Genomic DNA, 14,944 nt, shown 5'->3' on the forward strand with positions numbered 1-14,944 from the left:
CCATGACCACGACCCGTCGCCAGTTCCTCCGGCGCGCCACGCAGGGCCTGGGATTCCTGGCCGCCGCGGCCGCCCTTCCCCGCTGGGTGGGCAACGCCCACGCGGCCACCATCGGTGGCTACTCCGGCAGCCGCGTCGCCGTCTGTGTCTTCCTGCTGGGAGGCAATGACAGCAACAACATCCTCATCCCGCGCGAGACGAACGCCTACGCGAAGTACCTGGCCGCCCGGCCCACCATCGGTCTGAAGACGGACCAGATGGACCTCATCAACCCCACGGACCTGGCCGCGGGCTCCTTCGCGCTGCCCAAGACGCTTTCGAAGCTGCGCGCGCACTTCGAGGCGGGCCGCGCCGCGTTCGTGTGCAACGTGGGCCCGCTGGTGCTCCCGCTGACCAAGGCGGACTACCTGGCCGGCGGCACGTCCGTTCCGGAGAACCTCTTCTCCCACAGCGACCAGCAGGACGCCTGGGCGAGCGCGCTGGCCAACCCCGGCTCCAGCACCGTCACCTCCGACATCAAGGTGACGGGATGGGGCGGGCGCACGGCGGACAAGCTCCACGTGCTCAACACCAGCACCCCGCCGGACTATCCGGAGGTGACGTCGTTCGGAGGCAAGCCGCGCTTCTGCGCGGGCGTGGACCGCAAGCCCATGATGGTCGCCCCGGATGGCACGCTCGCGTTCCGCACCGTCAACACCCCGGCGTCGGACTTCGACCTGCTCCAGCAGGCGGCGCTGGCGGACGTGATGACGGTGCAGGATGGCAACGTGCTGGAGACGGCCTACGCGGGCGTGTTCACCACGGCGCAGACCTTCTCCGCTGCCCGCGCCGCCGCGCGCGACGCGGCGTGGGCGCAGCTGCCGCAGGCCACCCGCGACGCCATCGACGGCTACTTCGTGCCCACGCTGCCGCCGGAGGACACCGTGAAGTGGACGCTGCACACGCAGCTCTACCAGGTGGTGCGCGACCTGGTGGCGGGCGCCATGCCGGTGAGCAACGCGGGATTGGGCCTCAAGCGTCAGGTGTTCTCCGTGGGCTTCGGCTCCTTCGACACGCACCAGAACCAGGACGTGGACCAGCCGAAGCTCCTGGAGCAGTTGGACTTCGCGCTCGACGCGTTCCAGAAGTCGGTGACGTTGCTGGAGACGCAGACCGCGTTCGGCTCCAACGCGCCGCAGGCCACGCTCTTCACCATGAGCGACTTCAACCGGACGCTGCTGGAGAACGGCGACAGCGGCACGGACCACGCCTGGGGTGGCCACGCCATCGTCCTGGGCAACCGCGTGGCGGGCAAGAAGCTCTACGGCACCTTCCCCAGCCTGGACCTGTCCGGTTCGCTGGACGGCTCCACGGACGAGCGGGGCCGCTGGATTCCCACGCTCACGGTGGAGCAGTACGGCTGGACGCTGGCCTCGTGGCTGGGGCTGAACACCGCCGCCGAGCGCGACTACGTGTTCCCCAACCTCACCGGCTACCTGGCGGACGCGGTGGCGCGCAACTTCCCGGCGCAGGCGCGCAAGGCCAAGGTGGGCTTCATGCTGGCGGACTGACGCCGGCATGAACGCGAGAAGGCCGCGAGCCCGTGCTGTCGCTCGCGGCCTTCGTCGTCAGGTCCCGCAGGCAGGCATGCCCGGCAGCACCGCGAAGCCCCGGGTGCAGCCCACGTCACGCACCGCCAGCGCCCGGTCCCGGGCGTTGAAGGTCTCCAGCGCGGAGGACAGCTCCGTGAGGAGTTGGGCCCTCAGGGTCGCGGTCGCGGACGTGGGGCCCGAGGCCAGGCCGCGCGCGGTGGCCAGTTCCAGGAGCGCGTCGAACGCCTCTCCCAACACGGCCTCGGTGGTGCGCTCGCGAACCGGGAGCGCGGAGAAGTCCACGCCCGTCTCCCAGACATGGCGGAGCACGTGCAGCGTCTGGACGCACTCGCTGTTGGACATGTCCACGGTGAAGGTGCGCTGCGGGCCGGTGGGGCCGGTGCTCGTGGATGCGTCCGTGCAGACGTGGTGCGAGATGCGGTCCGCCAGCACGTGCAGGTAGATGCCCGCCCGGGCGTCCGCGGCGTTCGCGCCGAGGTACGCGTCGAAGCCGGTGGACAGCACGCCGGCGTCCACGTCGATGACCTGCGGCCCCGTGGAGGTGTTGAACGGCACCGCGACGGGGCCCACCGCTGCCAGGCTTCCCGTGATGGCGCCGGGCTGGCCGTTGAACTGGTAGCACGTGGGCCCCAACGCGTAGCCCATCCCCGAAGCGGGCACGGTCAGGCCTCCGGCGCAGCCTCGCCCCGCGCCCTGTCCCTGGAGCGCCCATGCGCGGAGGTTGGCGAGCAGCACCTCGTTCACGTCCGTGGCATCCGGGTGCAGGCCGTCCACGGCGGGGGCCGGGTCAGCGGCGCCGCCGTTGCGCGGGGCGACGAAGTGGAAGAGCACGCCGCCGTGGTCGAAGTCGCCCCGGGTGACGCCGGTGATGGACTTCGTGGCGAGGGCCGCCGCGTTCGAAGCGGGCGCACCGTTCAGCGTGCGCGGCGTGAACGAGCCCAGGTCCGTCGCTTCGTCGTAGGCGGCGATCCAGTACGCCTGCGTGGAGGAGAAGCCCACCGCCTGCGCGAGGATGTACGTGGCGTCCACGTGGACGAGGCTGCGGCCTCCGTTGGACTGGTTCTGCGCGTTGCCCGCCGCCACCAGCGCCGCAGCCTTGCACGCCGAGGACGCGTCACCGGGCGCGCAGCCCGCGGGCAGCGGCTGGCAGTTGAGCGGCGCGGAACCGTTCGCCGCGTAGCAGAGGTCCTCGCCAAAGGCGAAGACGGGGGTGGAGAGCAACAGTGAGGCGAGGAGCAGGGGTCGAGGGGTCATGCCCTCCTCAACCCCTCCGCGCCTCGCCGGTTGCGGGCGTGCGGCTACTTCAGCTCCGCGAGCACGTCGAACACGGAGGGCCGGTGCGGCTTCCAGCCCAGCGCGCGGGCCCGCTTCGCGCGGATGCGGCTGTTGGACGCGAGCGCCAGCCGCCCCAGCTCCACACCCCAGCGCTTCTCCCCTTCCTGAAGCGGCATGCTGTCCACGGGCAGGTGGAGGCTCTTGCCAATGGCTGTCACCACGTCGCGGAAGTTCGCCTCGCCGTTCTCCGCGAAGAAGAACGTGCCGGCTGGCGCGCGCTCCAGCACCAGGAGGTACAGGTCCGCCAGGTCCTCGATGTGCACGTTGGACCAGACGTTCTCCCCCTTCCCGATGTAGCGCGCCGTGCCCGTCTCGCGCGCGTACTGGATGAGCGGCGGCAGCTGCACGCTGTCCGGATTCAGGCCCAGGCCCTTGCCGTAGATGAGGCACGGGCAGATGACGTTCGTGTGGATGCCGTCCTTCGCGGCGTCCAGCACCGTCTTGTCCAACGAGATGCGCGCCACCTTCTCCGGGACGGGCTCGATGGGCGTGTCCTCGTCGTGCACGCCCGCCGTCAGCTCGCCGCCCGCGTCGGTGGCGACGATGCTGGAGCCGCTGGTGTGGATGAAGTGCTTGCCGGAGCCCTTCAGCGCGGCGAGCAGCGCCTCCACCACCTTGCGCTCGTCCGCGGACGCCGCGTTGATGACCGCGTCGGCTTCCTTCGCCAGCCGCGCGAGCGCGTCCAGGTCGTCGAACGAAGCGACCGTCGCCTGGATGCCGCGCGCTTCCAGCTCCCGCGCCTTGTCCTGAGTCCGGGCGGTGCCCACCACCTGGTGCCCCGCCGCCATCAACCGCGCCGCCACCGACCCGCCGATGTACCCCGTCGCGCCCAACACGAAGACTTTCATGATCCGCTCCCGTGAATGGGAGGGAACCTGCATTGTTCCCCTGTGGACGGGTAGTGGCTTGCCGGGCACATGTCCTGTTCCTAGAGTTCTCGAATGACCCTCATCCAGGAGCCGCTCGCCGGGCTGGGTGCCTTCGTGCGCACGCTCGAAACGGGCAGCTTCAGCGCGGCGGCCCGAGCGCTCGGCGTGTCCCCTTCCGCGGTCAGCAAGACCGTAGCCCGCCTGGAGGGCCGGTTGGGGGTGCTGCTCCTCCAGCGAGGCACGCGGCGGCTCCAGCCGACACCGGAGGGGCTGTCCCTCTTCGAGCGGGGCCAGCGCATCGTGGCGGAGCTGGAGGCGGCGCAGGGCGAGCTGCGCGAGTCGAAAGGCCCAAGGGGCCCGCTCCACGTCACCGCGCCCATGGACCTGGGCCGTCACTGGCTGGTGCCACGGCTGCCGGCGTTCCTCGCCGCGTATCCCCAGATTCAGTGCGCGCTGGGGCTCACGGACCGCTTCATCGACCTGGTGGAGGAGCGCGTGGACGTGGGGCTGCGCATGGGGGAGAGCGCGGACACGCGGCTCGTGCGACGGCGGCTGGGAGAGTCTCGCGCCGTCATCTGCGCCTCGCCCGCGTACCTGCGCCGGCACGGCACGCCGCGGAAGGTGGCGGACCTCCAGCGCCACGCGTGTCTGGCCTACCTGCGCGGCGGCCAGCGCGTCCCGTGGCGACTGGATGGCAAGGAGGTGGACGTGCCCGGCCCCTTCGCGTCCGACAACAACGAAGCGCTGCTGACGCTGGCGCAGGAGGGCGTGGGCATCGCGCGCATCCCGGAGTTCGTCGCCACGCAGGCGCTGGCGTCCGGAAGACTGCGGGCCGTGCTCGGCGAGGTGCACTCGCCGGGCCCCGACGTGTTCGTCGTCTATCCGGAGCGCCGGCACCTGTCGCCCCGCGTCCGCGTGTTCGTGGACTTCGTGGCGGATGCGTTCGCGCGAGAGGAGGCGAGGCCGGGCACGAAGCCCCGGCCTCGTCGGTGACGACGGTCAGTAGACCTTGTCGCTCTTCTCCACGCCGAAGGGGGAAGCCGGCATCTGGATTCCGTTCACCGTCGTCCCGCCGTTGTGGATGGCGGGGAACATGGGCTCCATGCTCTGCGGGAACCCGAACGCGGGCTTCGTGAGCTCATTCAGCCGGCCCAGCTCCTCGGCCGTGAGCTTCACGTCGGCGGCCTTGAGGTTGTCCTCGAGCTGCGCGATCCGCCGCGCGCCGATGATGGTCGAGCCCACGCCCGGCTTCGCCATGACCCAGGCCAGCGCCACACGCGCCGGGGTGCTCTCGTGCGCACGGGCGATGGCCTCGAGCGCGTCGACGACGGTGTACGTCTTCTCGTTCAGGTAGGGCTCGATGAAGGCGCCCCGGTCGCCCTTCAGCTGGCCCGCGTTCTTGCGGGTGTACTTGCCGCTGAGCGCGCCGCTCTTGAGCGGGGACCAGGGGGTGATGCCGAGCCCGTGCTCCAGGGCCATGGGGACCAGTTCCTGCTCCACGCTGCGCTCGAGCAGCGAGTACTCAATCTGCAACCCGATGAAGGCCGACCAGCCCCGGAAGCGCGCGGTGACGTTCGCCTCGACGACCTTCCAGGCAGGCGTGTCGGAGACGCCGAGGTAGCGGACCTTGCCGGCCCGGACCAGGTCCTCGAGCGCGGCCATCGTCTCGTCCATGGGCGTGTGCTTGTCCCAGTTGTGCAGCCAGTAGAGGTCGATGTAGTCGGTCTGCAGGCGGCGGAGCGAGTTCTCGCACGCCGAGATGATGGACTTGCGGCCGGAGCCTCCCCCGTTCGGATCGCCGGGGTAGAGGTTGCCGCTGAACTTCGTGGCGATGACCAGGCGGTCGCGCCGGGCAGCATGCTTGCCGATGTGGTCACCGATGATCTTCTCGGAATGGCTCTTCGTGTAGAAGTTCGCGGTGTCGATGAAGTTGCCGCCCAGTTCGATGAACCGGTCGATGATGTGCTGGGACTCCTCCACGCTGGTCCCCCAGCCGAGGTCTTCACCGAACGTCATCGCACCAAGGCACAGCGGGCTCACGCGCAGGCCGGAGCGGCCGAGCGTGACGTAGTGGTCGAGAGGCATGGAGTCTCCTGGGGATGTGTTACCGTTTCAGGGAGGCCGAATTGGTTCAGCCTTGAGTTGATTTAATTTTGTACCAATTTCCGCGCAAGGGCTCATGTCGAAGATCGACCCGGCGAAGATCTGGTCGCTGAACTACAACCTGCTGATGTCGGTCATCTCCGGTGTCTCCCCCGACATCGCCGGGCTGGGGTTGGACACGAAGGAGCTGTTCGTGCTGGCCCAGGTGGAGGAGCACCCCTACCCGGCCGAGCTGGCGGCGACGCTGAGCATGCCGAAGCCGACGGTGACGGTGTACGTGAAGCGGCTGGAAGCGGCGGGCTTCCTGCGCCGGGAGATTGACGCCGAGGACCTGCGGCGGCACCGGCTGCAGGTCACCCCGGCGGGCCGCAAGGTGACGGCGAAGGGGCTCGCGATGCTGTCGGAGGCGTTCGGCGCGCGGCTCGGTCGCTTGAGTGCGGCGGAGCAGGCCGAGCTCCGGAGCTTGCTCGAGAAGCTGAGCTGACGGCGGCTTGAATCCTGCCGCGCCCCTGGTGCGTAATTCCGGCCATGACGCCGAGGCGACTTTTCGCCCGGCCGGGGGTTCCCCATCCATGCAGAAGCGTCGTGCGGGTGAAGTGGTTCTGGGTGCACTGGTGTGCTGGATGCTCGCGGCCTGTGGCGGCGACGACAAGGTGAAGGTCCGGGGGCACGTCACCAACGGAGGCGGTCAGCAGTCGCAGGGGCTCGTCGACGGCGCGCCCGCGCTGGCCGGAGATGGAACGGTCTCGGCGGCGACCACGGTGCGGATCAGCCGCGTGGTGGCGTCCGGCGACCTGACGACGCTGGCGGAGGCCGACGTCGCGGCGGATGGTAGCTACACGCTGGAGCTGGACGACGCGGGGCAGCGGCTGATCATCGAAGCGGTGAACGCGTCCGCCGCCACGGTGGGCTCCGCGGTGCTGGACTCCACGACGCCGCAGTCCGGTCAGGAAGTGCGCACGGCGCCGCCCATCACGAGTGAGTCCTCGCTGGAGGCGGAGGTCTTCGTCCAGATGGTGCGGGACGGGGACTCGCCGAATGGCGTGGACACGGTGGACCTGCGCGCGCGGCTGAACTCGGAGCAGGCGGCGGCGGTGCGCGGCCAGCTCAAGGCGACGGCGGCGGAGTCGGTGGAGGCGTTGAGCGCGGCGGTGCGCGCGGCACAGGCGACTCGGATCAAGGCGTACGCCCGGGCCGGCGTGGCCGTCACGCAGGAGCAGCTCTTCAGCGCGTCGCTGGATGCGTCCGCGCAATTGGACGCGTCACTGGATGCCGGCGGACAGTCCGCGGTGGGCGCCTACGACACGTTCTTCGCGGCGGTGCGTGCGGCCACGCCCCAGGCGAACGACGCGCAGGACCAGCAGGCGGAGCGAGAGGCGAGCGTGTCCTATCGCATCGCGGTGGATGCGCGGCTGTCCTCGGGAGCGGGCATCGCGGTCGCGGACGCGTCGGTGCGAGCCGCCGCCGCACTGGAGGCCCGGGCCACCGAGGCCGCCGTGAAGGCCCTGCTCCAGGGCGCGAGCGCCACCGACCTGACGCTGCAACAGGCGAACACCGCCGCCACGTCGCTGCGAGCGAACCTCTCTTCCGCCACGGCGGCCAACGCCGCCGCGACGGCCTGGGCGAACTACAACACCCAGCTCGCCACCGGCGGCAGCGCGTCCGTGATGGGGGCTCAGCTGGGAGTGACGAGCAGCAACCAGCTCGCCTTCGACTCGGCGGTGCATGCGGGCGCGCAGGCGGGCGCGACGCTCGAAGCCGCGCTGGGCACGGTGCTGGAACAGTCCGGCAAGGCGTCCGCCACGGCGCTCGCGGACGCGGTGGTCAACGCCTTCGCCACCTATGACGCCGCGGTGCGAGGCGGCGCCACCGCCACCCTGGTGGCCTTCGGACCCAAGGCCACCACCGGCGTGGAGCTGCTGATCATCTCCGAGGGCTCGTTCCGCCTGCGGTAGGTGTGGCGCCCTCCGCTCGCTGCTCCTCCCGCCGCAGCGAGCGGTCCAGCACGAAGGTCCCGAACGGCACCAGCGACGCGCCGAACGCCGCGAGCGAACGGCGCGCCGTCCAGCCGTGTTCGGACGCCGCGCGGAACAGTGAGGACACGAAGAGCAGGAACAACAGCCCGTGGACGCTGCCTGTGATCCGCACCGCCAGGGGCTGAGCGAACAGGTACTTCACCGGCATCGCGATGAAGAGCAGCCCCAGGAAGGACATCCCCTCCAGGAAGGCCACCCACCGCAGCTGTCTCAGCGCATTCATGTGTCCACCCAGGGCCAGCGCGGCCGGAAGACCATCAGCACCAGCACGCAGAAGAACGGCACGGCAGCCCAAAGCGCCCCCGCCATCGTGCGCCGCTCACGGGACGCCATGGCCACCAGCGCCAACTGCGACACCAGCGACAGCGTCAGACCGCCCAGAATCCACGCCTCCGTCAACGCGATGTTGAACTGGAGCGTGAGCAGGTAGCCCGCCGTCCACGTCACCACCAACCCCGGTGACGCGATGGCGTGCACCGCGCGCTTGCGGTCCCGGGACTCCGTCGCGGCCAGCGCCCCCACGAGCCCGCCGCCATAGAGCACCACGCCCACGAACTTCAGCAGGAGCAGCAAGCGGTAGATCAACACCCCGTCACACGTCCCTGGCACGCCGTGGCGGCCATCGCCACGAAGCCCCGTCCGTATGACACGGGCCCCGCTCCCACCGTGAGTGGCGTAAACGCCATCTTTCGACGACTTCCCGCCACGACTTACCTTGGCGGGAACCCACCGGCCCTGGCATCGTCCCGACATGCACACCGTGGCCATCGTCGCTCTGGACGGAGTGGTGCCGTTCGACCTCTCGATTCCCACCGAGGTCTTCCGCCATGTGCGGCTGCCCTTCGGCGGCCCCGGCTACCAGGTCCGCGTCTGCGGCCTCACGCCGGAGGTCCACGCGGGCGCGTTCCGGGTGAAGACCCATTATGGCCTGGGCGCCCTGGCGCGCGCGGACACCATCATCCTGCCCGGCATCACGGATGTCTCCGGGCCCGTGCCGCCCAGGCTCGTGAAGGTCCTCCGCGCGGCCGCGGGCCGGGGCACGCGCATCGCGTCCATCTGCTCGGGCGCGTTCCTCCTGGCCGCGACAGGGCTGCTCGATGGGCTGCGCGCGACCACGCACTGGATGGCCACGGAGGAGCTGGCCCGGCGCTTCCCCTCCATCCAGGTGGATCCGAATGTCCTCTACGTCGACAACGGCCAGTTCCTCACCTCCGCGGGCGCGGCGGCGGGGCTGGACCTCTGCCTGCACATGGTGCGGCGCGACCATGGCGCCGCGGTGGCGGCGGACGCTGCGCGGCTGGCCGTGATGCCGCTGGAGCGTGACGGCGGCCAGTCCCAGTTCATCACCCACGTGCCTCCCGCCCCCGAAGGCTCGTCGCTGGAGCCGCTGCTGCACTGGATGGAGGACCACCTGGACCGGCCGCTCACGCTCCACGACCTCGCCCGGAAGGCGGCGATGAGCGACCGCACCTTGAGCCGCCGCTTCCGGGAGCAGACCGGCACCACTCCGCTCCAATGGCTCCTCCACGCCCGCGTGCGCCGCGCCCAGTACCTGCTGGAGACCACCGAGCAGTCCGTGGAGGCCGTCGCGGAAGAGGTGGGCTTCCAGTCGCTCACCACCTTCCGCGAACACTTCCAGCGCTTCGTCACCACCAGCCCCCTCGCCTACCGCCGCGCGTTCCGGGGAGCAGACCGCCTCAATGCTGGTGGCCGAAGCGCACCTCCACCGCCGGGTGCGCCGCGACGAAGGCGCGCAGCTTCTTGAAGCTCTCCACGCCCCGGGGCCCGTCATCCGTGAAGGAGCCCGGCTCCACGTCGTGTTCCCAGCCCCAGCGCGTGTGGCTGGCATCGCCCAACAGCAGCACCGGCCCCTTCGTGGAGCGCACGAGGTACGCGGTGCTGCCCGGCGTGTGCCCCGGCACCCAGAGCGCCCACACGGAGCCGTCCCCGAAGACGTCCACCGCGCCGTCAAAGAGGCCCTTCGGGTCGGCCGTGTAGTTCCACTCCGACAGCGCCGGCTTGCCCTCCAGCGCGCGGTCCGTGGCGCCCTGCACCACCAGGTTGCGGAAGGCGCGGAGGCCCGCCTCACCCGGGCCGGTGTAGACGGGCGTCCCCGCCGGTGCGTCCGCCATGCCGCTGATGTGGTCCGGGTGCAGGTGCGTGAGGAAGACGCCGGAGAGCGGCTGGGGCTGCTTCGCCAGCCACTCGCCCAACGGCGCCAGCACCGTCATCTTCTCCATGTGCATCGCGCTCGTGACGATGCCGCCCAGCGCCGCGCGGTCCGGCGCGTCCCGCAGCGCCGTCTCCACGCCGGTGTCCACGATGAACATCCCCTTCGTGGGATGACGAATCGCGTGGAAGAAGACCTGCACGGGCTCGTCCCCGTCCTCCAGGTGCGCCGCCTTCGCCGTCGGGTGGTCCAGGTTGATGAGGCCGCTGCGATTCACGGACCAGTCGCACGAGGTGACGGTCTCCAGCTCCACCGGCCCGGGCGCGTCCAGCTCCGCGAGCAGCGCGTCCGCCGGCCGCGTCACGCCGAGCGCGGACTTCTGCGCGCCGTGCGAGGACGTGGCGCAGCCAGTGGAGAAACCAGCGACACAGAGGCAGAGCGCGAGCAGGGGGGACTTCATGACGGACTCCTTCTTCCTTCCGGCGCGAGGCACCGGTCGTTTGGGACAGGCGGCACGATGCGCGATGCGCTCATGGATGGGAATCCGTGAAATCGGCATGATGCCATCCATTCATGGATATCTCCTGGGACGACGCCCGGCTGTTCCTCGCCATCGCGGAGACGGGCAGCTTCAGCGGGGCCGCGCGGCGGCTGCGCATCGGACAACCCACGGTGAGCCGGCGGCTGGCCGCGCTGGAGTACGCGGTGGGCTCCGCGCTGTTCCGCCGGAGCGTGGATGGCGCGGCGCTCACGTCCGCGGGAGAGCGGTTGCTCGTGCCCGCGAAGAAGATGGCGGAGTGGGCCGGTGAGCTGCACCGCGCGGCGGAATCCGCGGACAGCTCGCCCCGGGGCATCGTGCGCGTGACGGCCACGCCCTACATGAGCTTCGACTTCCTGGCCCCCTTCGCCGCCTTCGTCTCCCAGAAGCACCCGGGCCTGCGCCTGGAGGTGCAATCCCAGATTCAATACCTGGACCTGGGGCGCGGTGAGGCGGACCTCGCGTTGCGCGGACGGCCTCCCACCAGCGCGGACCTGAAGCTCGTGGACACGCTGGAGGTCCCCAACGCCGTCTTCGTGTCCAAGGCCCTGAAGGCCCGGCTGCCCAAGAAGGTTTCGCTCCAGCAGCTGCCCTGGGTGGCCTGGGCGCCCCCCTTCGAAGCCGTCCCGCCCAACCCCCAACTGGAGTCGATGATCCCCGGCTTCAGTCCGTCATTCACGGCGGACAACTACCTGGTGCTGCTCGCGGCGGCGGAGGCCGGCCTGGGCGCGATGGTGATGGCGCGCATGGCGCACCGCTTCACCCGCCCCTCGCGCCTCGTCCCTCTGGAGGTGGACCTGGGGCCCTTCTCCCGGAGCCAGACCCACCTGGTGTGCGCGAAATCCGCGCTGGATATTCCCCGGGTGCGCCGTGTGTCAGAGCTGTTGCGCGAGGAGTTCCAACGAATTCGCCTGGGTCGATGAAAACCCCCAACGGCCGGCAGCCCGCGTATTGTGCCCGCCATGCAATCCGTCCGCCCCGCCGCCGCATCCTACGTCCTCATCGACGCCGAGAACGTCGATTGGGCCGTCTCCAACATCGTCGGGCGCAAGCCCGAGCCGCAGGACCGGGTGCAGTTCGACCGGCTCGTCGCCTTCTGCGACACGTATTTCCCCAAGCCGGTGCGCTGCGTGGTGGTGCTCAACTCTCGGGGTGAGCAGCTGCCGGACGCGATGATTGGCTTCGTGCGCGCGCTGAAGTCCGCGGGCTGTGAAGTGGCGCTGCTGCACGGCCGTCCGGACCAGAAGGTCGTGGACCTGGGCATCCTCAAGCTCCTGGAGAACATCCGCACCCAGCGTCCGCAGGCGGCGGTCGGCCTGGCCAGCCACGACGGCGCGGACTTCGCGGAGGCGCTCAAGCCCCTGCTCGAAGAGAAGCGGCAGGTCGCCGTGCTGGGCCTGCGCGAGTATGTGAGCCAGAAATTCCGCGAGCTCACCCCGCTGGGCCTGAAGGTCGTCGACCTGGAGCTCAACGCCCGCGTGTTCCAGCGCCCCCTGCCCCGGCTGCTGCCGGTCAACGTGGACGAGTTCGATCCTTCTCTGTTCGTCTAGCCGCGGTTTCCACGCCGGAGTCCGTCCATGTCATCCCAGTCCGTCCCCCAGCGCGGCGCCGCGTCCGCTTCGCTGCACACCCTGCTGGAAGCGGAGTGGCAGTACTCGCTCCAGCAGTACCCCACCTACGCGTCGCTCCTGGGGGACCGGCGCTGGAATGACCGATGGGATGACCTGAGCCTCACGGCGCTGGAGGCGGATCACCAGCACAGCCACGCCGTGCTGCGCCGGTTGCAGGACGTGGACCGCGCCGCGCTGGACAGCGACGCGGACCGGCTGCACCTGGACCTCTTCCGCCGGATGCATGAGACCTGGATCGAGGAGTACGGGGTGAAGTGGCACCTCATGCCCCTCAACCAGATGGGGTGCCTGCCGGAAGGGCTCAAGATGCCGCCGGGGCTCCAGACGGCGTACCAGTTGGCGGACACCCTGCGCTTCGAGACGGTGCGGGACTACGAGGACTGGGTGAAGCGGCTGGAGGGCTTCGGCGCCTACGCGGATCAGGTGGTGGCGCTGATGCGCGAGGGCATGCGCCAGCACCGCATCCACCCGCGCATCGTGCTCCAGCGCATCCCGCCGCAGCTGGAGCGGCAGGTGGTGAAGGATGCCACGCAGAGCGGCTTCTTCAGTCCCTTCACCCGCATGCCCAAGGACTTCACGCCGGAGGACGCGCGGCGGCTTTCGCAGGCGGGCCGCGACGCCATCGCGAACACCGTGGTGCCCGCGCTGAAGCGCGCCCTGGACTTCGTCACCACGGAGTACCTGCCCGCCGCGCCGGAGACGGTGGGCGTTTGGCAGTTCCCGGATGGCGAAGCGATGTACACGGTGCTCGCGCGCCGGCACACGACGACGCGGATGACGCCGGAGGAGATTCACGCGGTGGGCCTGACGGAGGTCCAGCGGCTGCGCGCGGAGATGGACGCGGTAATGGCGCGCACGGGCTTCACCGGCACGCTCCATGGCTTCTTCGACACGCTGCGCACGGAGACGCGCTTCTACGAGCCCACCGGTGAGTCGCTGCTCGCGCGCTACCGGACGCTGGCCCGCCGAATCGACCCGCTGCTCCCGCGGCTGTTCCGGACGATGCCGAAGACCCCCTACGTGGTCGAACCCATCGCGGAGGCCATGGCCCCGGACGTGACGACGGGCTTCTACTTCCCGGCCGCCGCGGACGGCTCGCGCCCGGGCACCTTCCAGGTGAACCTCTACCGGCCGGAGACGCGGCCCGTCTGGGAGATGGTGCCCCTGACGCTGCACGAGGCCGTGCCCGGCCACCACTTCCAGGTGTGCCTTGCCAACGAGCAGACCGACGTGCCGGCCTTCCGCCGCTTCACGTCCTACGTGGCCTTCGATGAAGGCTGGGCGCTCTACAGCGAGTCCCTGGGCGACGAGCTGGGTCTGTACGACGACCCGCACGACAAGTTCGGCCAGCTCGCCTACGAGATGTGGCGCGCGGTGCGGCTGGTGGTGGACACCGGCCTGCACGCGAAGCGGTGGACGCGGAAGCAGGCGCTGGACTTCTTCATGGAGAACGCGCCGCGCCAGGAGCTGGACGTCACCAACGAGGTGGACCGCTACATCGCGTGGCCCGGCCAGGCGCTGGCGTACAAGGTCGGCCAGCTGCGCATCCGCGCGCTGCGGGACAAGGCGGAGGCCGCGCTGGGGACGCGCTTCGACGTGAAGGCCTTCCACGACGAGGTGCTCCTGACGGGCTCGCTGCCGCTGGACGTGCTGGAGGCGAAGATCGACGCGTGGGTGGCCCGGGAGTCCGCGTGAAGCGTCCGCTCGTCGCCGGGCTTCTGCTGGGAGGCGTGGCCCTGCTGGCGATGGCCGCATGGGTCGCGGTACGCAGCGCGCGCTACATCTCCCAGGAGGTGCACCCGCCCCGGCAGCCGGTGGGCAGTCCTCCGCAGGAAGCGGAGTTCGCCGGCCTGCGCGACGTGGCGTTCCAGGACCGCGATGGCCTCCAGCTCAAGGGCTGGTACCTGCCTCCGCGCGACGGGGCGCTCGTCGTCCTGGTCCATGGGCTGTCAGGCAACCGCACGCAGCTGTTGCCCGAAGCGCGGTTCCTGGCCCGGGCCGGATACGGGCTGGTGCTCTTCGACCTGGGCGCGCACGGCGAGAGCAGCGGAACGGTGTCCACCTATGGCGACCGCGAGGCGACCCAGGTGCGGGCGGCGGTGGACTTCGCCGCGCTCCAGCCAGAGGTGGACGCGAAGCGCATCGGTGCGCTCGGGTTCTCCCTGGGGGGCTATTCGGTGCTGAAGGCCGCGGCGGAGGATCCGCGCATCAAGGCCGTGGTGGTGGAGGCCGCGGCCGTGGCGCCCGCGCAGGCGCTCCAGGACGAGCTGGGACACTGGGGACCCCTGGGCCTGTGGCCGGCGCTGGGGGTGATGAAGCGCGCGGGCGTGGACGTGAACGCCGTGCAACCCGCGCGGGACATGGCCGCGCTCGCGGGCCGCCCCGTCCTGCTGGTGGCGGGCGATTCGGATCCCTGGGTGCCGGACGCAGCCCTGGAAAACCTGCTTCGCCAGGGTCAAGGCCCGTGGGAGAAGTGGCGCGTGCCGGGTGCAGGGCACGAAAGCTACCTCCAGGCCTCTCCCGAAGAATATCCACGCAGGGTGTTGGCGTTCTTGTCGCGCTTTCTCTGAATGTGGCGGCTGGGGAGCGGCCGAGGGGTCGGCCGGATGTAAGGAATCTGCCCAGACGCGATCATTCCTTTCCAGGCATGGCATGCTGCGTGACCGGATT

At 70.3% G+C, this 14,944-nt stretch carries 15 protein-coding genes; 9 read left to right on the forward strand and 6 right to left on the reverse strand.

The genetic code is table 11. The features are described from left to right. The first annotated feature begins 2 nt into the window (after positions 1 to 2). The gene (locus D7Y04_RS28255; protein ID WP_121761275.1) at positions 3 to 1,550 is read left to right on the forward strand and encodes a DUF1501 domain-containing protein; all 1,548 of its coding nucleotides are present in this window, start codon (positions 3 to 5) and stop codon (positions 1,548 to 1,550) included. Positions 1,551 to 1,607: 57 nt separating this feature from the next. Here the strand turns inward: D7Y04_RS28255 and D7Y04_RS28260 are convergent, their stop codons facing one another. Continuing rightward, positions 1,608 to 2,846, reverse strand: a complete 1,239-nt coding sequence (locus D7Y04_RS28260) for a hypothetical protein (RefSeq protein ID WP_121761276.1) — start codon at positions 2,844 to 2,846, stop codon at positions 1,608 to 1,610. A gap of 44 nt (positions 2,847 to 2,890) precedes the next feature. Further along, positions 2,891 to 3,775, reverse strand: a complete 885-nt coding sequence (locus tag D7Y04_RS28265; RefSeq protein ID WP_121761277.1) for an NAD-dependent epimerase/dehydratase family protein — start codon at positions 3,773 to 3,775, stop codon at positions 2,891 to 2,893. Positions 3,776 to 3,868: 93 nt separating this feature from the next. Here D7Y04_RS28265 and D7Y04_RS28270 point away from each other — a divergent pair, with 93 nt between their 5' ends. Beyond that, complete coding sequence (locus D7Y04_RS28270) at positions 3,869 to 4,789, forward strand: LysR family transcriptional regulator (RefSeq protein ID WP_121761278.1); 921 nt, start codon at positions 3,869 to 3,871, stop codon at positions 4,787 to 4,789. Positions 4,790 to 4,795: 6 nt separating this feature from the next. On the opposite strand, the gene D7Y04_RS28275 is transcribed toward D7Y04_RS28270, so the two are convergent. Next, the gene (locus tag D7Y04_RS28275; RefSeq protein WP_121761279.1) at positions 4,796 to 5,881 is read right to left on the reverse strand and encodes an aldo/keto reductase; all 1,086 of its coding nucleotides are present in this window, start codon (positions 5,879 to 5,881) and stop codon (positions 4,796 to 4,798) included. Positions 5,882 to 5,975: 94 nt separating this feature from the next. On the opposite strand from D7Y04_RS28275, the gene D7Y04_RS28280 reads away from it, so the two are divergent. Both D7Y04_RS28280 and D7Y04_RS28285 read left to right on the forward strand, forming a co-directional pair. Beyond that, positions 5,976 to 6,383, forward strand: coding sequence for a MarR family winged helix-turn-helix transcriptional regulator (locus tag D7Y04_RS28280; RefSeq protein WP_171811810.1), 408 nt, complete (start codon positions 5,976 to 5,978; stop codon positions 6,381 to 6,383). Positions 6,384 to 6,471: 88 nt separating this feature from the next. Further along, entirely contained in the window at positions 6,472 to 7,854 is a 1,383-nt protein-coding gene (locus D7Y04_RS28285; RefSeq protein WP_147454493.1) for a hypothetical protein, read from the forward strand. On the opposite strand, the gene D7Y04_RS28290 is transcribed toward D7Y04_RS28285, so the two are convergent. After that, on the reverse strand, positions 7,823 to 8,158 hold the full coding sequence (locus tag D7Y04_RS28290; RefSeq protein WP_121761280.1) for a DUF3817 domain-containing protein: 336 nt from the start codon (positions 8,156 to 8,158) through the stop codon (positions 7,823 to 7,825). The two genes, D7Y04_RS28285 and D7Y04_RS28290, sit on opposite strands and share 32 nt — an antisense overlap. Beyond that, positions 8,155 to 8,523: a hypothetical protein gene (locus tag D7Y04_RS28295; RefSeq protein ID WP_120595086.1), complete on the reverse strand. Its 369-nt coding sequence runs from the start codon at positions 8,521 to 8,523 to the stop codon at positions 8,155 to 8,157. Before D7Y04_RS28295 ends, D7Y04_RS28290 begins: the two co-directional genes overlap by 4 nt. A gap of 163 nt (positions 8,524 to 8,686) precedes the next feature. Here D7Y04_RS28295 and D7Y04_RS28300 point away from each other — a divergent pair, with 163 nt between their 5' ends. Then, positions 8,687 to 9,700 carry a GlxA family transcriptional regulator gene (locus D7Y04_RS28300; RefSeq protein WP_121761281.1) on the forward strand — a complete coding sequence of 338 codons (1,014 nt, stop codon included), beginning with the start codon at positions 8,687 to 8,689 and terminating at the stop codon, positions 9,698 to 9,700. Here D7Y04_RS28300 and D7Y04_RS28305 read toward each other — a convergent pair. Continuing rightward, a complete protein-coding gene (locus D7Y04_RS28305) occupies positions 9,633 to 10,565 on the reverse strand; it encodes an MBL fold metallo-hydrolase (RefSeq protein WP_121761362.1) in 933 nt (310 codons plus the stop codon). The two genes, D7Y04_RS28300 and D7Y04_RS28305, sit on opposite strands and share 68 nt — an antisense overlap. 113 nt (positions 10,566 to 10,678) lie before the next feature. Here D7Y04_RS28305 and D7Y04_RS28310 point away from each other — a divergent pair, with 113 nt between their 5' ends. From D7Y04_RS28310 to D7Y04_RS28325, 4 genes are read left to right on the forward strand one after another with little or no spacing between them, the layout of a single operon-like run. After that, the gene (locus D7Y04_RS28310) at positions 10,679 to 11,566 is read left to right on the forward strand and encodes a LysR family transcriptional regulator (protein WP_121761282.1); all 888 of its coding nucleotides are present in this window, start codon (positions 10,679 to 10,681) and stop codon (positions 11,564 to 11,566) included. A gap of 39 nt (positions 11,567 to 11,605) precedes the next feature. Further along, positions 11,606 to 12,193 carry an NYN domain-containing protein gene (locus D7Y04_RS28315; protein ID WP_120595105.1) on the forward strand — a complete coding sequence of 196 codons (588 nt, stop codon included), beginning with the start codon at positions 11,606 to 11,608 and terminating at the stop codon, positions 12,191 to 12,193. 27 nt (positions 12,194 to 12,220) lie between these two features. Then, positions 12,221 to 13,969: a DUF885 family protein gene (locus tag D7Y04_RS28320; protein WP_121761283.1), complete on the forward strand. Its 1,749-nt coding sequence runs from the start codon at positions 12,221 to 12,223 to the stop codon at positions 13,967 to 13,969. Next, on the forward strand, positions 13,966 to 14,844 hold the full coding sequence (locus D7Y04_RS28325) for an alpha/beta hydrolase (RefSeq protein WP_147477204.1): 879 nt from the start codon (positions 13,966 to 13,968) through the stop codon (positions 14,842 to 14,844). Before D7Y04_RS28320 ends, D7Y04_RS28325 begins: the two co-directional genes overlap by 4 nt. Positions 14,845 to 14,944: the final 100 nt, after the last annotated feature.

Source organism: Corallococcus sp. AB038B (assembly GCF_003668955.1).
In the GTDB taxonomy this organism is placed as follows: Bacteria; Myxococcota; Myxococcia; order Myxococcales; family Myxococcaceae; genus Corallococcus; species Corallococcus exiguus.